This window comes from Flavobacterium sp. SLB02 (assembly GCF_009664855.1).
Classification (GTDB): Bacteria; Bacteroidota; Bacteroidia; order Flavobacteriales; family Flavobacteriaceae; genus Flavobacterium.
Genome location: NZ_CP045928.1, coordinates 648,093 through 670,010, shown reverse-complemented (window position 1 = coordinate 670,010; position 21,918 = coordinate 648,093). Strand labels below are relative to the sequence as shown.

The 21,918-nt window shown below is 34.9% G+C and carries 15 protein-coding genes; 2 read left to right on the top strand and 13 right to left on the bottom strand.

Annotated features, from left to right (window positions below; translation table 11 throughout):
• Positions 1 to 7: 7 nt before the first annotated feature.
• The 13 genes from GIY83_RS02925 to GIY83_RS02865 all read right to left on the bottom strand — a co-directional run bounded on the left by GIY83_RS02925 (position 8) and on the right by GIY83_RS02865 (position 20,131).
• A complete protein-coding gene (locus GIY83_RS02925) occupies positions 8 to 391 on the bottom strand; it encodes a hypothetical protein (protein WP_208684624.1) in 384 nt (127 codons plus the stop codon).
• A gap of 37 nt (positions 392 to 428) precedes the next feature.
• Positions 429 to 551, bottom strand: a complete 123-nt coding sequence (locus tag GIY83_RS02920; protein ID WP_229029197.1) for a hypothetical protein — start codon at positions 549 to 551, stop codon at positions 429 to 431.
• Between the two features lie 494 nt (positions 552 to 1,045).
• Entirely contained in the window at positions 1,046 to 1,318 is a 273-nt protein-coding gene (locus GIY83_RS02915) for a hypothetical protein (RefSeq protein WP_208684621.1), read from the bottom strand.
• 289 nt (positions 1,319 to 1,607) lie between these two features.
• Complete coding sequence (locus GIY83_RS02910) at positions 1,608 to 2,117, bottom strand: hypothetical protein (RefSeq protein ID WP_208684619.1); 510 nt, start codon at positions 2,115 to 2,117, stop codon at positions 1,608 to 1,610.
• A gap of 49 nt (positions 2,118 to 2,166) precedes the next feature.
• On the bottom strand, positions 2,167 to 2,580 hold the full coding sequence (locus GIY83_RS02905) for a hypothetical protein (protein ID WP_208684617.1): 414 nt from the start codon (positions 2,578 to 2,580) through the stop codon (positions 2,167 to 2,169).
• Positions 2,581 to 2,784: 204 nt separating this feature from the next.
• Positions 2,785 to 3,234, bottom strand: coding sequence for a hypothetical protein (locus GIY83_RS02900; RefSeq protein ID WP_194618973.1), 450 nt, complete (start codon positions 3,232 to 3,234; stop codon positions 2,785 to 2,787).
• Positions 3,227 to 4,255, bottom strand: a complete 1,029-nt coding sequence (locus tag GIY83_RS02895; protein WP_208684615.1) for an RHS repeat domain-containing protein — start codon at positions 4,253 to 4,255, stop codon at positions 3,227 to 3,229. Before GIY83_RS02895 ends, GIY83_RS02900 begins: the two co-directional genes overlap by 8 nt.
• Positions 4,256 to 4,717: 462 nt before the next feature.
• Entirely contained in the window at positions 4,718 to 5,473 is a 756-nt protein-coding gene (locus tag GIY83_RS02890) for a hypothetical protein (protein WP_208684613.1), read from the bottom strand.
• Entirely contained in the window at positions 5,470 to 15,249 is a 9,780-nt protein-coding gene (locus tag GIY83_RS02885; protein ID WP_208684610.1) for a SpvB/TcaC N-terminal domain-containing protein, read from the bottom strand. Before GIY83_RS02885 ends, GIY83_RS02890 begins: the two co-directional genes overlap by 4 nt.
• A gap of 83 nt (positions 15,250 to 15,332) precedes the next feature.
• The gene (locus tag GIY83_RS02880; protein WP_208684608.1) at positions 15,333 to 17,297 is read right to left on the bottom strand and encodes a T9SS type A sorting domain-containing protein; all 1,965 of its coding nucleotides are present in this window, start codon (positions 17,295 to 17,297) and stop codon (positions 15,333 to 15,335) included.
• Between the two features lie 32 nt (positions 17,298 to 17,329).
• On the bottom strand, positions 17,330 to 18,061 hold the full coding sequence (locus GIY83_RS02875; protein WP_194618984.1) for an outer membrane beta-barrel protein: 732 nt from the start codon (positions 18,059 to 18,061) through the stop codon (positions 17,330 to 17,332).
• 14 nt (positions 18,062 to 18,075) lie between these two features.
• On the bottom strand, positions 18,076 to 18,777 hold the full coding sequence (locus GIY83_RS02870) for an outer membrane beta-barrel protein (protein ID WP_194618986.1): 702 nt from the start codon (positions 18,775 to 18,777) through the stop codon (positions 18,076 to 18,078).
• A 250-nt stretch (positions 18,778 to 19,027) separates the two neighbouring features.
• Positions 19,028 to 20,131 carry a fatty acid desaturase gene (locus GIY83_RS02865; RefSeq protein ID WP_208684607.1) on the bottom strand — a complete coding sequence of 368 codons (1,104 nt, stop codon included), beginning with the start codon at positions 20,129 to 20,131 and terminating at the stop codon, positions 19,028 to 19,030.
• Between the two features lie 243 nt (positions 20,132 to 20,374).
• On the opposite strand from GIY83_RS02865, the gene GIY83_RS02860 reads away from it, so the two are divergent.
• Both GIY83_RS02860 and GIY83_RS02855 read left to right on the top strand, forming a co-directional pair.
• A complete protein-coding gene (locus tag GIY83_RS02860) occupies positions 20,375 to 21,121 on the top strand; it encodes a hypothetical protein (RefSeq protein WP_208684605.1) in 747 nt (248 codons plus the stop codon).
• A 119-nt stretch (positions 21,122 to 21,240) separates the two neighbouring features.
• Complete coding sequence (locus GIY83_RS02855; protein WP_229029196.1) at positions 21,241 to 21,918, top strand: ThuA domain-containing protein; 678 nt, start codon at positions 21,241 to 21,243, stop codon at positions 21,916 to 21,918.

Below are 21,918 nucleotides of genomic sequence, written 5' to 3'. Positions count from 1 at the left end.
GCAACTTTTACGTCTTTACTATTTGGTTTCCAATTCCATGGAAATGATTTAATAATTTTACCATTTTGATAAACATCCCATGATCCTTTATTTTAAGTACCATTTGATGCAGTCCCATGTACTCTCCTTTTTCATTATATAGTACATTTCCTGTTGCTCCCACAGTAACTAATCCTGTATTTTTATTTTCCCCAGAAAGTGTTTTTGCTATTGAATTCTCTCCATAAGCACTTCTACAACCATGAAGTATTAATATGTGATCTTTTTTAGATAAAAAATCGCTTTTTACATTGTTATTTGCTAGCCAATTTTTTAAATCTTGGCTGTTACTAATAGCAAAATGCCTCTTTTCTTTTTCATAATAAATGGATAAAGTAAGAGTATGCTCCAATACTTGGGTATTTCTCAGCCATTTTATCAACATTTAGTCACAACGGAGTCTTCATATCGAAATACCTAGCCCCATAATAACTCAAATTAGTCTCTCTATCTAATTCCTTCCCATTAAACAAATAAGGGCTGGAAAAAGAACTGGAATGCTCCTCAAACAAAACTTCTCCAAAAGCAATGTACTTTACATGCTATGAAATATTTTCGTTTCGGATTATAAATCAGAAAAAATGATAAACTTTTTTTTTACATATTTCCCATTAATCTTTTAAAATAAGATATTTGACCCAAAATTATGGGACTTAAAAATATGCATATAGAAGTTATCCAAAACATTACTCCCTGTGGAGGCAGTGGAACATTTTTGCCCCAAATAACTATTGACAGAACAGATAACAAAATATAAACCAGTAAATTAAAAAGAGAAAATAATAGTGGCTTGTATAACTTTAAGTTTTTAACGTACGTAAAAAACAGAAAATATAGTATCATAAAAGTCAAACCATAAAATAATACCCGCCATAAATTCCACAATGCTACTGCAGCTAGACAGCCTTGATAATCATAATTAGACGAATCAAACATAAGAAATAAATAACTACCAATAAGCTCAGTTAAGAAAAGGCTTAAATATAGTATTAAGAAATATGCTAACTTATTCATTATGTTCTTTTTTAATTAATTCTTGCCCTAGTTTTACTTTATCATCATAACTTTTAAAATTAAATGACTTACCTCCATTGAAACTCTCTCTCATAACATCATTCACAGCACCTGGACCAATCGTTTTGACTACTGTCCCAGTAAACAGTTCATTAATGTTAGTTATTATTGGATTAAGATCATTCCGTCTATAACTGTTGATGTAGTCTTGAACTTTCGACTGTTCAAATTCTACCATTTTATTATCTAAATCTATTCCTGTCAAGCCTGCAAATGATTGTTTCCCCCCTTTTGCATCAGTAAACTCCTGCGGTATCTAAAAAAAAAACTTGCTTTCCCGAAATAAAATTATCAGTCAATAATTTCAGTTTCTTAATTGGAATTTTCTTGTATTTATAGACTCTTCTAAAAACATTGCCTCTTTAGAAAAATATATTATTCAGTTCAAAAAAAAGATGCCTTCGTCAATTGAAAAACATGTTTTTCCTATTTTTTAATTACCCCATATTCCTGCACAATATAAGTATTCAAAATAGATTTTTTGTATTCAACTCTTAATAAAAAGTTAGCCATAATTTTTTTCTCTCTAAAGGGTTAGAATTTTGAAACCCTACACTATAAACTTTATCATCAAAATAAAAGAGCAATCTATCTGATCGACCTGAAATATAATTTGATATTTTACATTTTTTTACCAAAATTTCGTTCTGACTTTTATATATTATATATTCATTTATTGGAATTTTTAAAATTAATGCCATATAAATAGAAAAAAAAGAGACCGTTATTATAACAAAAAAATAATCCAAAATACTTTTTTTTATTTTGATTTTATCCCTAATCTCTAATACAAATAATATAATAAAGGATATAGAAAACAATACCCAAAATATATATTTAGGAGAGTTTAATATTAATTGATTCTCTCTTAGATATAAAACTATACCTATTAGCAGTAAAAAATAAATCCATTTACTCTTTAAAATTTTATTGATCATTTGCTTTTTGTTTTCCTCTTCTAATTTGATTTGCTTCTTTTGAAATAACTCCTTTTGCAACAGCATCTTTTCCCTTTTGCTGTAAAAGATTGTTTGTGTTTTTTAATGCTTTATTTCACTGTTGTTGTACCTTTTTAAAATTAGTCTCCCTATCCAATTCCTTCCCATTAAACAAATAAGGCGAACTAAACGAACTCGAATGTTCCTCAAACAATAGCTCTCCAAAGGCAATGTATTCCACATGCTGCGAAATAGATCCGTGTCGAGATGGAATATACGAAGTACTTCCCAAATGATCAGGATGAAAATAAAAAATATCATTCTCCGGGAGACCAATTCCTGTAAATCCTTCTCCGGGTTTAACTGTTGTAGGTTCTATAGGTGGACCAAATTGTACCGGTGGTCCGGGAACATCGCCTGGCGCGTTAAAAATAGGATTTCTTGGCCAGCCTTCCGGTGGTTCTTGATTTTCTTCTACAGGTTTTATTACTGCTGTTGGATATGGATCTCCTAAACTCGGGTGTTCCATAAATTCCTTGTTGTGTTGGGAGCATTCTACAAAAAAATGCAGTTGCAATTTGGATTTTAGAATTCTTAAAACATAAAAAACCTCGCCAATTTTGCGAGGTTTAATTTTTCTATTCTTTGTCGATTCTCGTTGCGCCACACGAAAGGATTCGTGCGGGAGCGGGGGGCAGCTTTTTATAAGAACTCTTTGCAGAGCAGTGAACCATTATTTTGACCATTCTTCAGGTGTTCCTTCATTATCAATACATTCAGGGTGTGTAGTTTTATAGACTATACCTCTTTTATCTGTCCAAATTTTAATGACATGTGGATTTAATCCATTCCCTGACTTTTTCACTATATATCTACAATTAGGTTTTAATTTTATTTTAGATTTATATAAAATACCTCCTTTAGTACAACGATATTCTTTAGGTATATTATTGAATGAAAAATCAGAAGGAATTAACTCAGTATCACCTTGCCATACGAATAAGAACCCTCCTTCATAAGGAAAACCATCTGCTTTAATCGAATCGTTATCCACCTCTAATGAATTAATTGGTAAATTATTACAACTAACTACTTTTTGAATTTTTGTATCAAAATAAATTTTGTGTTTTTGACATGAAGTCAGTATAAAAAATATGATAATTATATATTTTGTATTATTCATCTTTACTTTTTTGTTTTTGATAATTATTCCACCATTGATCTAATCTTTCAATAATATCTTTTTGTGTATTGTTTTTATTATTGAATAACTTAGATAATTTATTTTTTCCGTAATTGTTATTTATGAATTCGTTAAAATTTGTAAATTCTATAGACCCTTTCTCTGCTGCATTTTCTTTATGAGCATATGTGCTATCATGTGAATCATTTAAATGAAGCCAATTATTTATATATTCTCCCAAGGAACCTGCTAAATGACTTATATTACCCCCTGCTTCGTCTATTTGTGGTATATGACCAACTTCATGTGCCATTAAGCCTAAAAATCCATCCATCCATTTGGTATTTGTATTGTATATGCTTCCTTTGGGAGCTTCATTCCAAAATATATTTATGGTAGCATTATTAGAACTTGGTCCTTCTGTTAGTGCTCCTCCTCCGACTGGAGTATGTTGAAAATTCAATTTAGTATTACTAATATTTTTTTCACTAACATTACTCACTAAACTTAATAAATGAGCTGTTCCTTCTGTAAATTTATATCCATATTGATGTTTAATAGGTAGACCTGATCGTGTATAAATAGTTTTAAAGTTTGCTTTCAACAAAACACTAGAGTTGGCTTGTTTTCCATTTGGATCTATATATTTAATTGGATTTTGGTAGCAATAACTGTAGGGACTTAAGTTTCCACTATAATAAATTCCTCCATTATGTTGACCATCAAAATAAAATTCGTTTTCAAATATTGGATTATAAAGAGCTAATGGATCGACATTTAACCAAAGCGAAGTCTTCATATCTAAATACCTCGCCCCATAATAACTCAAATTAGTTTCCCTATCCAACTCTTTCCTATTAAACAAATAAGGACTAGAAAAACTAGAACTATGCTCCTCAAACAAAACTTCCCCAAAAGCAATATATTCTACATGCTGTGAAATAGAACCGTTTTTGGTGGTAATATACGAAGTACTTCCCAAATGATCAGGATGAAAGTAAAAAATATCATTCTCCAGCAAACCAATTCCTGTAAATCCTTCTCCGGGCTTAACTGTTGTAGGTTCAACAGGCGGCCCAAATTGTACTGGTGGTCCCGGTACATCACCTGGGCCATTGAAAATAGGGTTTCTGGGCCAGCCTTCCGGTGGTTCCTGATTTTCTTCAACAGGTTTTATTACTGCTGTTGGATATGGATCTCCAGTAAATTCAGGTGTAGCGTAAATACCCTGTTGTGTTGGAGGTCCCGGAGGTACCCCTAAACTTTTTACATAGTTATGTAATGCTTTTTGCTGTTCGGCTGTTAACTTGGTGTAGTTTATGCCTCCGGCTGTAATACCTAGAGGCTGAGTGCAATACTTTTATTTCGTATTCTCATTTTTAAACATAAAAAAACTTCGCATTTCTGCAAAGTTAAATTTTTCTATTCTTTGTCGATTTTCTTTGACGGTTCGAAGTCGGGAGACTTCGAACAGCGGGCTATACTACCAACATTTATAATTTGACCCTTTGTGAAGAATCCATTTACTTTTAATATTCGAGTATTTATAAATAATTTTAGTATTTGTAATCGTTAACGGTTTTAAATCATTTACATTTCTATCAACGTTAACTTTACAATAATTTTTTATTTCACCTATAAACTCTATTTGATCAGTACTAGACATGCTACAAGTAAATCTATTAGGAATATATTCTAAACATTCATCATTTCTATAATATCCTACCTTAATTCCATAATCACAATCTTTACTTGTATCCATTACTAATTTTAAAGTCTTATTTTTTAATGCGTAAATCTGATAGAATTCGTATTCTCTAGATTCTTTGTATCCTCCAATCATTAATTCTTTATTACATCGAAATAATCTATTGAACTCAAATGGCACAAGAAAACTAGTGTTTAATTTCCTGTTATATATGATAGAATATTTTTTATTCAAACTAGTTGGAGAATCATATGAAAGACTTATTTCATAAACAACAACCGAGTAAATATCATTTTTTATTTCTTTGATTGACAATTTCTGTGCACTTTTTAAATAATTTTTTAAAAACCATTCTTTTAAAAACTGTTTCTTATTTTTAACTTTATTTAAGTCAATATTTAATTTTTCAATATTCTCAATATTTGCAATTAAATTTTTCTGACTATTAGGCATGTAATTAATATGTGATTCACTCCATAAATTACTTGTCAAGAAAAAAAACACTACTATAGCTATATCTCTAATTTTCATTTGATTGAATTATATATTTTAAAAACTGTATCTTTATAATCTGGCTCTTTTGCACCTGGTCCATACTTTTGAATGGCATAATCCCATCCTTGGAAATTTTTAGTCTTACCGTCACTTGACATAAATGCTTTATAATATAACCATTTAGATCCCCACTGTGTACTTAAAGAAGCACCACTTCCATTTTTCACATCCTCTTTTGTCATTCCCATTTTTCCCTTATCTCCATAATCTCCCATATTAAACATACTAAATATATCACTGGCTTTTGTAGATTCAGAAGTTCCCTGCCCTAACCTAGACTCTTTATAAGACAGTGCTTTAACTAAATTAACATCTAACGGCGTAGCTTCTTTGCCAACAGTATAATTTCCAACAGATAGACTTCCTTCTTTAATCCCTTCATTTATGATAAACGTTGCTGCTGCTATTTCATAATCGTATTTATTATATTTATCATCTGATGGGTCAGTATTTTTATCTAGAGAATATGTTATCTTTCCTGGCATTGGAGCCTCTACAAAAGTCCCCAGTGGAGTGTTTAATGTATTAGAAGGTGCCCCAAATAGAGAAGGCTCGGGTTTATTTGTCGTAGCTACATATGTTTTAAAAACCGTCTTAGATTTAACACGAGAAATTTCCTGACCTTGCTGATTAAAGAAAACAATATCCAATGGCCTTTTACCATCAGGATCAATAAATCGTATCGGATTATTAAAACTAAAAACATACGCACCATAATTTGGCATCTTATCTGCCATTGGATCTACATTTAACCACACACTCGTCTTCATATCCAAATATCTTGCTCCATAATAGCTCAAATTCGTTTCACGATCTAATTCTTTCCCATTAAACAAATAAGGCGAAGAAAAAGATGATGAATGCTCCTCAAACAAAACCTCCCCAAAAGCGATATATTCTACATGCTGTGATATAGAACCATTTTTGGTTGTAATATACGAAGTACTTCCCAAATGATCAGGATGAAAGTAAAAAATATCATTCTCCGGCAAACCAATTCCTGTAAACCCTTCTCCTGGTTTCACCGTTGTAGGTTCTATAGGCGGCCCAAATTGTACTGGTGGTCCAGGCACATCTCCTGGTCCATTGAAAATTGGGTTTCTTGGCCAGCCTTCCGGTGGTTCCTGATTTTCTTCCACAGGTTTTATTACTGCTGTTGGATACGGATCTCCGGTAAATTCAGGTGTGGCGTAAATACCCTGTTGTGTTGGAGGTCCTGGAGGCACTCCTAAACTTCTTACATAGGTATCTAGTGCTTTTTGTTGTTCTGCTGTTAGTTTGGTATAATTTACGCCTCCGGCTGTAATACCTAAAGGCTGAGCAAAAGTTCCGTTTCCTAACTTACTTACAATACGTCCTGCACCTTCAAAATAATGTTTAGTAAATTTACCCTTGCTAATTACGAAATAAGGAGAAACATATCCTGTATAATCATCGGTATGCACAATTGTTGCTGCCGTTTCTCCGTTAATGGCTACGTTTTGTGAATCTCCTGAGCTTTTTATTACTCGTTCCCCTGACGCATCATAAGTAAATTGGTGAATTCTTCCGTTATCGTTAATCCCTGATAAACGGTTTTCTTCATCCCAGGTCATTTTTCTAAAACTTTTTTCTTCCGTATAACTCGTTGGGTTTCCGTTACCATCGTACACATATTGCCTTGGCTCTGATTTTCCTGACTCAGCAATTTTATTTGGCGCGTTCGGATGCAGTTCGTTATCGTAGTTGTAATCTAAAACATAGCCTTTTTGTTCATTGTTTACCGTATGTACTAAATCCTTTTTTGTGATGTTGTGCATCTTGTTATAACTCATATTCAGCTCATAACTTGCCTTGGTAAACTCACCCTGATAGGTTGCTTTTGCCGATTTTAACCTGTAAAAATCATCGTATTGGTACTCATGGTTTGAAGTTCCGCCCAAAGTATTGTTTACTACAGGAGCGGTATTTTTAATACCTAGGACATTCCCCATCAAATCATAACTATACGAATTGTTCATGACTTGTCTTGTACCGCTTTTTACCTGTAATTGCTGTAACCTTCGCATTACATCATCGTAAGTATAGTTGGTCTCGGTATCATTACCGTACTTTAAGTATTTACGTTGCTCGAACTCATCATAACTTAATTGTTTGATGTAATCGTAGGTATGACTTTCTTTTTTACCCTGCATGCTTTGCAGGTTTCCTGCACGGTTATACGTATACTCCACCACTTCGCCGTCAGGATAGGTCATTTTCTGGATACGGTTCCAGGTATCGTATTCGTATTGCGAAATATAAGTCTGCACATCCGTAGGTGTAATACGGAGTGTACGAATTTCCTTTTCGACTTCGCCTAATTTACCGTAGAAAAATTCCTGTCCACCACTGGCATCCTGTACAAACCATAATCTTCCTCTGCGCGATGCTGTTCCATCGGCCTTACCATAATTGTATTGTACATTATTTTGCGGGTTTTTAGGATACTTAATCGTTTCTAAACGGTTGTAATTGTATATATATTCTATTGCTCCACCATTTGGAACGGTATTTTTTATATCCTGCGTAATACGAGAAGTTAAATTACCCGCTAAATCATACTGCATAGTGGTCGTTCCTGCATCAGGATGCGTAAATTCAATACGTCTTCCTAACCAGTCGTAACTGCTTTTTGTAATATGATCCATGGCATCGGTTACTTTTATGGTTTCACCCAATGCATTGGTTTCAAATTTGGTCAGCAAATCATTTTGCATACTGGCCAAATTCTGGCCTTTAGCATCAGTATAGGTTTCACTTGTTTTATTTAGAGCATCTGTTTGTGTGGTGTGCAATACCGGAACTCCATCATAATTATCTAAAACAAAAGCAACCGTATTAGTGCTTCCGTCCGGCAATTCTACTTTTACAGCACGTCCTACTTCATCATATTCTGTTTTGGTTGGAGCAACGCTTGATACTGCTGTACTAAAATTGTTATCTACGGTAGTTGTCGTCGTTGGGTAATAACTGGTTATTGGTCTGCCTAATCCGTCGTAAATAATTTGTCCGGAAACAATCTGTGCTTCCTGATCTGCACTGCCAGCCGCTGTAAATAAACTAGCTGTTTTCTTCACCTGCAAGGCTCTGCCTAATCCATCAGTATAGGTATAAGTTTCAATATCCTTATCCAGTTCCGGATCGTAATTTTTGGTTTTCGCATACGGAACTTTGGCTTCAGGAAAGTATTCGTACGCTATGGTGTATGGTTTGCCTGAGGCAATTTCGTAAGGTGCTCTTATCGTCGCCATACGCCCTTTTGCATCTAATGTATATGTGTTACTCTGATCGTTACGGTCTGTCGTTTTTACAGGTATTCCAAAACGATAATCGTATTCCATCTTGTTCTGGTATCCAAAAGCATCTTTGATTTCGGTCATGAACTGATGATTGTCTTCATCATAAGTATAATCCAATGTCATACGCTGCCCTTTATGATTCGTCGGACCTGTTATTTTTTGCAGGTTTCCGTAAGTATCGTAAGCAATATCTGTAAGTGCAATTTTATCAGCGGCACTATAATTTTTTATTTGGGTAACTTCGGCTGTTTTGGTGTCGATTGTGGTCGCTCTTTTACGACGTAAACCTTCAGTAGTAACTACTTCGAGTTGTTTTGGTATTCCACCATAATAAGGCGTTGTACTCTCATAATAACTTATTTTTGCCGTTACTTTATCACTTGCCGTTCCGTTGCCTAAATCTTCATATTGTGTGATATTTCCGTTGGCATCATAAGTATTAAAAGTATTAGTTTCCAGATAATCACTTCCTCCTTCGTATACTTTTTGATTGGCATGAATCATTCCCACAAAAATACGTTTATCATCACATGATGGTAAATTTAGTTCCGATACTGGTACACTAGCCTGCGTCGTAACATCTGTAAAACTGTATTCGTTTTCAGCTTCCTGACGCATTTTATTGTTTTTATCTAATGTATAACTACGTTTTAAAAGATTTTTACGGAAATAATCCTGATTGTAAAATTCCTGAACTGTCGTTGAAAAAACTGAGTCATCCGCTGCATCAATTTGTTCCTGAATTATTTTTCCAAAACCATAAAAATCTCTTTCACGACGATCGTAGTATCCGTCTTCGTACCTGAATTTTGCAATAGAATGATCGATACCATCGCCTATATATCCGTCAAAAACATCTATGGATTGTAACACCCATTTGGCTGATGGATTTTCGTAACTTGATTTGGTTAATTCATAATCTACCACATAACTATTTCCAGCACCATTGGTAACGCTTTTAAGTTTGTTGGTTCTTTTAATGTTGGAAAGACGCACTACCAGATGGTCTTCATCATCAGAAAGTACATAATCCAGATTTCCATCACCATCCATATCATTAAAAGTAGCTTCGGTACGAGAGGTACTAAAGCCTGTAGAACCTCCAAGACTAGGGGTAATTCTAATCAGGAAAATAGGAATATCATAACTAAAACCAGTACTAAGTCCATAATTAGTACTGTTATTTTCGTTCATTCTCGAAAATTTAGGATACTCAATAGGTGTCATAAAACTATCTCCCATATTTAAAGCAACCATCATTTTACTGCCAATGTATTCCACTTTATCAAGCAGCCCGTCTGAATTAACATCAAGCATTAAAGTCTTAGAATTGTCGGTTCCTTTTCCGAAATTGAATCCACCTGTAAATGAACCCGATTTGTAAGACATTCCACTAGAAGGACTTATCGCCCAATTTTCAGAATAACCCGTCGCAAGTCCATCCAGATTCCATTTTTCTTCTGTTAAAAATCCATAACCTGAATTTAAAGCTACTTCACCGGTTTTCTTAACTCTGTCAGCAAGTCCATCTCCATTAATATCAATATGCATGTATTGCGATTCATCTTCATTGGTTCCCATATTACCGGATATGGACATAGTGGCCGAAATATCTATTGATTCCTTTACAGATCTTAGCTCATTTACCATTGAACAGTTACTATCTGAAACGGCTACCAATTTCTGCACCGTTTTTGTAAAACCATGCGAATAACTTCCATCAGAACTAATTCCATCTGATTTGCTTTCTCCGTGACTGTAATTGTAAATTTCAGTTTTTTGACTACTTATTCCTCCTATCGGAGAAGTAAACTGTACTTCCTTTCCACGGATATAATCAGGAAAACGGTCACCGTTTAAATCGGCCATAGTCTGGGTAACATAACTTTTTCCTTCTCCTTTACTTCCTCCCGGGCCAAGCGGTCCTACTTTTAGTCCGGCTGAATAACTGGTACTTTCGTTCTCGCTTAAGATTTCCAGTGCCATAGTTCCTCCACCGTCGAGACTTGGCAGACTTGCATCAAAATAAGAGGCAATATCATCTTCACCAAGACGCGAAGTTCCCATAAATCTGCTGTCGATAAAAGTGGTTTCTTCCAGTCCCACCGTATTATTTTTAGCATACATACTCTGCATGGCTATAAAATATACCTTGGCAATATCATAACCCTGCTGCTCTGTTTCTGACTGGTTATCAGGATCTAAGTTTGGTTCTGCGTTGTAAGTATCAGATGTTTTTAATTGCGACACTGCTATAACATCAGAAGCAAAAGCTCCTGTATTATTAATAACAAATCCACCCCATTCTCTGTGCCCTAATCCTAACTGTAATTCTTCAGCAAAAAATGGCGAATAAACAGCATATTTATTTGTATCTGCAGACCAGGTTGCTGCCAAATCACCCAATACATTCAGATATACAGGCATTTGAAAAAGAGAAATACAATATTGAGTTATGGCATTACTTTCCAACTCTGGAACGCTAATTTCCAAATCAATTGGTAATCCGTTTATAACTTTTGAAAAATCTGTTACCGGCTCTAAAACAGTCAGATCTTCCTGTAAAACGGCATTAACCATTTTATAATGTTTTCTGGCTACTAATTGGTTATTTTGCTTTGCAGTAATGGTTACATTGCCATTTAATTTTGTTTTAAGAGGATTAAATCCCGGAATTAGATTAAGATCAGTAGCTGCTAAATTAATGGACAAAATTCCATCAATAGTCGAACTTTTTTTCTCAATAAGATAATTTCCCAGTCGTTTTTTATAACGCTGTAAATACACATCTATTTTCTTATTCTCAGATACAGCCGGTGCCACAGCAGGCATATTTATCGAAGGATTAAAAGTAATGGTGTTCCAATTTACATTTGTCTTGCTGTCTAAAACAAAACGAATCTGCGAAGTTGCATTATTATTTAATACTCCAATACTGCTCATATCAAAACTAACGGCTTGATTTGCCTTAAACTGCTTTTCATAGAGTACCGTTTCAACTGCTCCTGCATCCAGATTTTTTCTAAATATTCGAAGCGTAACATGATCTGAGGTAATGGGTTTTACAAAAGTTCCTGCAAAAGAAATTGTACCGGCTGAAACTAATAAGCCCGAATTTGTGCTGCTTAAAAAGTCTTTTTCGGCATCATAATTTTTCAGTGAGTATAAGTTGGCATCTACAGCATCATCAGCTATGGGCAATAAACTGCCCGTATCATCATTTACTGTTATATATGAAATTTTTGGACTCCATAATACCTGATCAAAACTTCCATCCATAACAGAACTTACCCTGAAAAATAGCTTTTCTCCTTTTGTTACGGTAATTACATCCTCTTTGGTTTTACTATTATAATCGTCTGCGGCAATGGCTTGTTTCCATACTAAACTATTTCCTTGCTGGAAAAACAATTGCACACCATCTGCTTTATCTTTTCCGTCATTGGTTAAATATTCTGTTCTTTCTTTTGACAGATCTTTTTGTAATTCATAGGTATGGGATACTTTAATCTGCCCGGTTACAGGTGCTTCCCACATACGAACCACATCATGCAACGGGTTTTTGACCTGCATTTCTTCAAAAGTCATTGCCGGAGCCGGAAAACTCAAAGTAAGTTCTCCATCTCCTGAAACCGGCGAAGGTGTTCCTGTACTGCCTGGTTTAAAAGTTGGAACTCCATTAACTAAACGGTTGTAATAAACCTGCCCGTTATTGGCAAAGTCAACTAGTCCGTCACCGTTAAAGTCCATAAAATAACTTTTTGTTTTGCTGTTGGTATATTGTTTATCAAAACCAACACTAGCACTAACTTTTGAATATCCTATAACTAAATCTACTCCCCAATTGAAAGTTTTACTGGATGAGTTTCCTATATTATTTAATGATATTTCCTGAATTTCTCCAAAACCATTCGTTCCCTGATTAGAAAGATTTTTTCGATAATACACATTATCTCCTTTTCTAAATACTTTGTCCGGAAGCTGATCGCCATCTAAATCTTCCAGGGTTACAATAGTTTCAGAGGATCCCCAACTATTTCCACCATGCGCCCCTACAGTATTTTGCTTAAAATTTCCAGAATCGGCAGATAACCCAACTCCAATTCGATAATTTATTCCCGCCGATTTACCATTCGAACTATTTCCCAGCGTATGTTTTCCTGATACATCAACATTCGGTAAAATGTTATTTTTTAAATGATCATCAGGCACACTCCAATTCTGCTCGGGCCCAAACGGAATATATTTCCCTGAAGCATCACGAACATCATCAAAATAATCCAGCGTATTGGTGTAAAATAATTTTGATTCAGAATCATATTCAGAAATTGATTCAAGCAATGTTTTCTTAAAAGCGCCCTCTTTGTATTTCAGCTCATAACTGCGAATCATATCGTCTTTGTAGCGTACTTCTATTTTGCGTAATAATTGATTGTTCAGCTGTTTGAAACCTAATCTTGCCGAAACCTCTACATCTGCACGGTTAGCTTCTCCTAAATCAGCATTTTTTACAAAAGTAACGCTGTAGTTTCCTTTTTGGGAATCAAAACCGGTATAATAAACTTTTTTAAGATATAGTTCTCCGTCTTTTTTATCGTATTCGTATTCAACTGTATTTCCTTTTAGATCGACCTGAAGACATAGCGCCCAATGCCCAATATTTCCGGACCCATCCTGCAAAATGGCATCGGTTGAAAGTCCTGATGCGTTTCCTCCATAGTAACTGGCCACTCCGCTTTTGTCCTTTACGACCCAATAATAATTTTTAGGAGAGGATCCTTTACGAATAATTTGCTGGAATGCGCCTTCACGTCTTGGATAAAACTGTTTGTCGGTTGTTCTTCCTACCCATTCAGCTCTGTGCGAATTGGGGATTAATTGTTCTCCTGCAATTGCATAAGTTTCAGTTTCTTTTGATGCATCGTATCGTGGTGCTCCCCAACGGGTTTCGATACTTACTGCAGGTGCTGAAATATCCCAGCCCATACCTGCCCAGCTATGACCGCCATCACTATCATATTGCAGGTTAAAAGAAGGCTGCATACCGCCTCTTCCGTTTGGAATCACGATCGAAAATCCAGTGCTTGCTGTTCCTCTTCCGTTGGCCGAAGGCGGCGCAATAGACTGAATCCCTACGAGTGGACTCGCCGCTTTTAAATCTTTGATGCTTGTTGGGGTATAACCTGAAGTTTCTGGAGATTCGGGCATTTTTATAATTCCGGCAATAAAATCGGTAAAATGAGTGGTTTTCGCCTTTATAATTCCTTGTTTGATATCCAGTGAATCTTTGGTTACTTCCTGCCACAATCTTTTATTTTCATCAAAATAAAATACGTTGATGTCTTTCTCTGTATAACCTTCCGGGATTGTTTTTTTATCGTAAGGTAATGACAAGGTTACGGCTTTCTCGAAAATGGTTCCGTGTGGCAATAACCTGAAACCTGCATTGGTTCCCGTAACATTTACCATAGCAGAATTTAGCGGGGCAATGTCTATTTTTCGAAGTCCCCTTACTGATACTTTTACATTACTTTTTAAAGCTCCAACAGGAAAAACTGCCGAAAACGCTTTGTAATCTAATGTATTTACTGTTTCAAAGTTGATGGTTTTAGCAATACGTTCTTTAGCATTTTCCAGCGGTCTGTAACCCGTAACTTTCAAAAATTGACTGAACTCTAATTTCTCATTTACGATAACGCCGGTTGTCGTTTCTTTGGTTACCAAAATTGATTTTCCTGTAGTTGCCGCGTCTAAAACCAATTCGAATTCCGGCTGATTGACATCAATCGAAATTCCGCCAATAGTCATTCTTCTGATTTGAGAAGGAAAATTAGTTCCTTTGATATAGAGTTTGTTATCTGATTTTAATAAAGTAAAGTCAGTCGGAGCCAGAGCAGTTTTATAAACAATACGAACATTTTTTATTCTATAAGAATTTGAAATTCCTTCAGGGGCTGTAAACAATACAACGTTGTCACCTTCACGCAATGATTTTTCTGAAAGCAACTCCGATTGTTTGCTCCAGTGGTTATTTTGCGATACAAATTGTCCTCCAATACTGGGTTGGTTGTTTAAACTTCTCGAAATAGAAGCTGCCTGATTGTATCCGTACAATTCATATTGCAGATACACATTTTCTCCGTTAGAAGGCAAAGCATCCACTTTAAGATGAAAGACATTATCGTAGGCATCATCAATATCAGATTCATCCCTGATCCCGATAATTCCCTCAGCAATATCTGCACTAAATGATTTTGTATCTTTAGTTTCGTTTTTAAGAATTGCGATCGAATCTGCTTTTGCTTTTTCAATAACCAATTCGTTCTCAGCATTACCTTGAGTAAATAAAGAGGCTATTTTGTAGGGGCCAAAATTGGCGGCAAACAAAAAAGAACCTATTAAAAATACCAGTATTATAATTTTATTTTTCATAAAGTAGGGTAATCAATTATGGGGCAATCTGTCTATTTTTTCCAAGTCTAATTCGTATTATCTTTTGATGAGATACGTTTGAATTACTTCACAATCACTTTGAAAGTTTTGGTTCCGAAATCTGAACTTACGCTTATTAAATACATTCCTGAAGCACTTTTTATAACATCTTGATACAAATAAGTTTCGATTTGGCTGAATTGTTTTTGTTTTAAAAGTGAACCGCTTGGCGTATAAATACTAATGTTGGCATTTGTCTTTTTTGGGAATTGCATTGCAAGAGAAAAATGACCGTCTGTAGTTGGGTTGGGGTACAAAATAAGTACGCTTGCATCTGTTATTTCTTTTCCATCTGTAGCAACGGCAATTTTGGTAGCCGTTTTACATTCCTGATCGTTTATCAATCTAAGTTCATATTCTCCGGGCTGATCGATGAGTATTTTTGGATTATCGTCTATAAAATCTCCTTCGTAAAACCATTGGTATTGATAATTACCCGCAGGAAGATCTTTGCTTGCATCTAGCGTTATGGCCTTACCGTCTTTTAATAAATAATCTGATTTCAGGTTTGGGAATGTTCCCTCTTTATCGGCAACAAAAACAGTTTCTGAGTACAAATTTCCTTTTGCATCCCTTACAATATAATCATAAGTTCCTGATGAAAGCTGCACGCCTGTTGCGCTTTTTGCGGCCTGATTCCATTGTTTTACCGCAACTTCACTGCCTTCTTTTTTTACCGTAACGGTAAATGGCGCTTCACCGCCTTCTATAGAATAATTTAATTGTCCTGATCCTAAAACACCACAGGTTGCCTCTGTAATCCAGACACGGCTGAACATTTCAGGGGCGACTTTCAGGGTAAATTTGGCTTTGCCAGATTTTTGTTTGTCCCAGTTAAAATCATTCAACACCAGTTTTTCCTGACTCGAAGTACTGGCCAATCGAATGTATTCTGAATCTTTCTCGTCATAAGTTCCTTTGCCGGAATAGTCTACTAGCAACCAGAAGTAAGTATCTTTGGGCAAAGTGCCTTTTATGAATTTTGGATTCAGTGTCCAGTCAAGACTTAAATCAGTTGGGTTGGTAAAATCCAGCTGCCATTCTTTGGCGATTCCAATTGGTTCTCCTTGTTCTTGTTTTTTTACCAGAAGATTTTTTCCGTTATCACTCCAAAAAGCAAAATAATTATCCGGAATGGTATTCGATTTACTTTTAAGTCCAATAGTCAGGAGTCCTTCATCGACCATATTACTGCTTTTTGGTTGCAATAATCCGCTGGCATTATCACGACCCACTGCAGTAATTGAATTTTCAAATCCTTTATGTTGATTGATATCCCAAATGGTTTGCCCTTTACTATTGAGATAATTTTTGATATCAAACTGCGAGAGTGAAATACCATATTTCACCGCAAGATAACTTGCTACTTTTTGAGTTTCCATACCTGACAAAACCCTGTTATAGACTAAAATCTCGCTGATATTTCCTTTGAATTCTTCGGGTGGTAATTTTTCAAATCTTGACTTTTGACCAATAGTAAGCAACGATAACTTTGCAACACTATCCGTTACATTTTGCTGAAAGAAATGAATATTGGCTTTGTTGGGTTTAATTTTCTCCTGATAGGTTTGATAGGAGTATTTTTTTAAATCGACCAAACGTTTATTGGTCGCTACAGAAAGTGTTTTTTTAGTATCGTTTATCGTCCATAAAAATTGTTCTTTCAAACTGTCTTTTACTTTGTAGACCATAAACAGGGTTTGTTTTCTTTTGCTTTCTATTCCCAGAGGTAAAATCAGTGAATCTTGTGTGCTGTCAAAAACAATACTGGGATTAAAATTAAAAACTGCTCCATTATGTTTTCGGCCTGATATTTTGGCTTCCTTCTTTGTCAGACTTTCCCAATAATACGCCTCACCATTATTTTGGGATTTAATCCAAAATTGTGGTTCTTCAACTAATCCGGGTACTGCTTTTTGCTGAGAAAAAATTAAATTACTCGTCAATAAGGTTACAAAAGCGGATATTAAAAAAATCTTTCTGTACATAATTTTATGTTTTTAAAATGATGAGCGACTATTTAGAAATTGGCTAAATCATCAAAATCAAAAGAGTAACCAATAATGAGCGACATACTATTGATCTTGTTTTTATTCTCGCTGTAACGATGTCCGTTTTCCTCGGTAGTCAAAGCATCTGTAAGTCCTAAAGTGTAACGCGCTCCTACAGAAAGTCTCGAATTGAACTCATATCCGGCAGAAAGCATACCGTAGAAATAGTTTTTCCCAGTTAGAGATTCTTTCAAAACTTTTTGCACATTGGCATCCGGCTCAAAATAAGTACCTGAATCAGCAAATATTTCCTGGGCATTCGAACTGTATTTTATATTATCGCTGGCAATATTAAATCCTACGTAAGGTCCCGCACCAATATAAAATCCTTCAACAGGATAATATTTAAATTGTGCACCGACATTCAGATAACTGTATCCAAATGTCATTTTATATTTTAATCCTTTGATATCTTCATATTTCAAATCGGTACTCTGTCCTGAATACGACAATTCGGTCTGGATACTCACTTTAGCATACGGATATTTCCAGTTGATCATAATACCTGCAGTACCGCCAAACTTACCTTCTTCTTTTAGAGTATATCCTTCGTAAATTCCTTTTGGTACAATTACATCTGGAAGATTAGACATGGTAGAATAAATTCCTCCTGCAAAAAGACCATAAGTTATCTCTCTGTCACCTTGTGCAAACAGCGATTTTGTGCTTACTAATAAAAGAAGCAAAATAATTTTTTTCATGTTTTTTATTGAAATTACCATTGATGAAAACTATAACCTAAAGAGAAGCAAATGACACTGCTTTTATTTTGATTTTCGATAAACTGAAAGGAGGAAGAATTACTTTTTACGACATCTTTTACGCCTAAATAGTAACGTAAATCGAAGTGGATACTCTGATGCAATTCATACCCCAGGGCAAAACACAAGGAGAAATCATCTGTACCGTCAAGACCATCTTTATAAAATTGTCTGGTCGCAACATCGTACATTCCTCCGGCTTCGTTGGATTTGTAAGTAAGATTATTAGAAGATAAACTGATGCCATAAAATGCACCAAAACCTAAATTTAGCCCTTCGTAAGGATATACCTTGTACAAAGCACCAATTTGCAGATAAGAATAGTGAAGTCCTAACTCAAACTCTTTTCCTGTAGCATCGTGATAATTGACCGTTTCTCCCGATTGTCTGAATAAAATTTCAGGCTGGATTGCCACACGGGTATCATAAAGTTTGCAATTTAAAAAAAAGCCGCCTTCAAGTCCGTATCCGCCTTTACTTTCCATCACACTATTGTCGAAAGTATTGTCACGGCCTTTAATACTTTCCGGCAGATTGCTAATTTGAGAGAATAGCCCGCCAAGCTTGAGCCCATAAGTGATATTGGTCTCGTTTTGTCCGTAAAGTGCAACGTTAAAAAAACAACCCAATATTAATACGTGTAATATTACTTTCATTCGCGAAAATTTTTGCGAATATATGTATTAATTCTGAATTAAAATTGCCTGAAATATCGACGAAAAACAAAATTGTCCGATGAATTACTCATTTCTTAAAAATAAGCGGAATAAGCCGTACAATTATTACAATTAAGGGTTACTTATTACAAAGCTGATTATTTTTTCACAACTGTTTATCAAAAACTCACAAAAAAGAAGAAAAGAGGTCTTAAAAATCAACAATATAAGATAAATCCAAAATCAAATATCAGATCTCACCGGTCATCATAATATTTTCCTTTGTGCCTTTGCTTTTAAGCATTCGAAAGTGCGAGCGAACGGCATGATAAAAGGGATATGAGGTATAAGGAAGATTATACTCCCTGGCATAACGTTTTATAATTGGTGTAATATAAGGGTAATAAGTATGTCCAACGCCAGGGAATAGATGATGTGCAACATGATGTGTAAAACCTCCGTACAAAAAATTGGCTAATTTACTATTGGTACTAAAATCTTTTGTTACAATCATTTGATGCATTGCCCAGGTAGCCGAAAGATTTCCTTCATGATCAGTAACAGGAAAATGAGCATCTTCATCTACATGTGTCGAAACAAGAGCTACAACTCCCAACATGCTTCCGCACAAATGCATGGCCAACCAGGCTGCTAAAATAATATGCCACGGCTGATTTAGGACGAATATTGGAATAAAGAGCAAATAAGCAAGGTTGATGATTTTCGCTGCAAACAACCTCAGCACTTCTCTTTGAGGAATTTTATCTACTACTTTTTTTACGTAATTATCCTTATTTCCAAAGAAGTCTTTAAAATCCCTTACATAAATCCAGTTCAAACTATAAAAAGGATAAATAAGCCACATATAAATATGCTGGTACTTGTGATAATGAAACAACGGACTACTGGGAAAAATCCTGATGATATCACTTTGTTTAATATCAATATCCCAATCGGGAACATTAGGATAAGCATGATGAAGATTAATGTGGCGGCGTGTCCAGAGCCAATGATTACCGCCAAATAATTCCAGTACATACATAAACCATTCGTTATGCTTTGATTTCTTAAACAATGCCCCATGTGCCGCATCATGAAATGCATTGATAAAAAGCACAATCATGGTAATCCCGCACAAAATATAAAAAAGAAATAATAAAGAAATACTGTTTCCAAACAGCAAAATACAGGAATAAAATAGGAAAAAGAGAACTAAAAGTCCTATTGACTTAACGATATTTAATAGGTACAAGGATGAATTTTGTAAAATAGTTTCGTTCACTTCTGTGCGCATCTTTTTAAAAAAATCATCAGTACCCGCTTTGACATAAACCGGGCGTTTTAATTTTTCCATAACAGGTATTGCTAGAAATTGTCATATCAAATTTAATAAAAAAAGTTAAACCCTACAATTTCAGTATTTTATAAATATACAAACCTACTTTCTTAAAATTCTTTATAAGAAAATAAATAAGGTTCAATAAGTTCTTTAATAAATTATTTAACTTTACTCTTTCCTCGGAATTAAGATCTTCTCAAGATCTTATGCATCTTTCCTTAACACTGCAATACCGCAAAATTTTAACCCTTGTTGAGAATGAAAAAAAGAGAAAAACTAGAAATTATTAGAAAATACTATCCTGATGCATTGACTACCATTGATTTTATGAACAAAATCATTGATTATGTAGAAGAAAAACTAGATCTGGAACCTGCGCAAATCATGTTTGCAGACAGTATTTGCAGTGATGATGTAAATAGTATTCAATATCCTGTACGAACAAATGAATTTCTGGGCCCTTTTAAAATGGGAGGTTTAGACGGATTTCCTTTTACGGGATTAACTGGAATGCAGGCATTTGCGAGTCATGTTCCTGATGACGGAGCCGTTTTTATCTATTACGGACCACATATTGGTATTTCGAAAGAAGGAATTATTGGTGAGATTAATCGCTTTGGACAAAATAAACCTTCGGGTTGTTGTGGTGCAGCCAATGGTGCTTTGCATAAACTAATCAATAATACTATCAAACCAGGCCATATTACAGAAATAGATTATCAGATGAATAGTATTGAACAAATCCTGTTCAAACAGAAAGAAAGAATCCTAAAAGCCGAAATACCGCTTTATGAAGCCACAGAAATAATCTACGATTCGATCGATAAACGCATTGAGGAATTAGTTGCTGCTACTACATACAATTGCAAATACGTTATTCTAGTTGGTGGCATTTTAATCAATAGTGATACCGATATAGGTTCTTTTTCTTCTACCAAAAAATTTGAAGTCATTGATTTAAAAACAGGTCGTAGAGAAAATGTAATAGCGACTATCAATGAGTAAAATAGCAATTTGATAATTCAATGAAAAATTCGATACTAGTAATCTGTTTGGTAATATTCTGCTTCTTTTTTCAGACCAATTGTACTGCCCAGAAGTCAAAAAAATCAAAATTCAAAGTTTTGGTTTTATACGAAAATGGCGGACATCATCTGGCTTTTACCAAGGCTGCAAAGCCCTGGCTAAACAAACTCGCTGTCGATAGCAGTTGTACTATTGATTATGTCGAAAGTACTAAAACAATAAACGAAGCTCTTCTAAAAAAATATCAGGTTTTTATAAAACTGGATTATCCTCCTTATACCTGGAGCAAAGAATCTATGAAAGCTTTTGAGAAATATATGAATAATGGCAAAGGCGGCTGGGTAGGATTACATCATGCTACTTTATTGGGCGAATTCGACGGATACCCAATCTGGCAATGGTTTTCTGATTTTATGGGCGGTATAAAGTTTTTAGATTATATTCCCACTTTCGCCAGAGCCAAAGTAAACATTGAAGATTCATTGCATCCTATAACAAAAGGAGTTCCTTCAAACTTTTTTGTGAATACCGAAGAATGGTATACGTATAATAAAAGCCCTCGGTCAAATGTACAGGTCATAGGCTCAGTAGATGAATCTACTTATGAGCCTGATTCAAAAATAAAAATGGGCGATCATCCCGTAATTTGGACAAACAACCATTTTAAATCCCGTAATGTTTACATCTTTATGGGGCATTCGCCTGAATTGTTTCAAAATGAAGCTTACACTACCCTTTTAAGAAATTCTATATTTTGGGCAGCAAATAAAAATTGA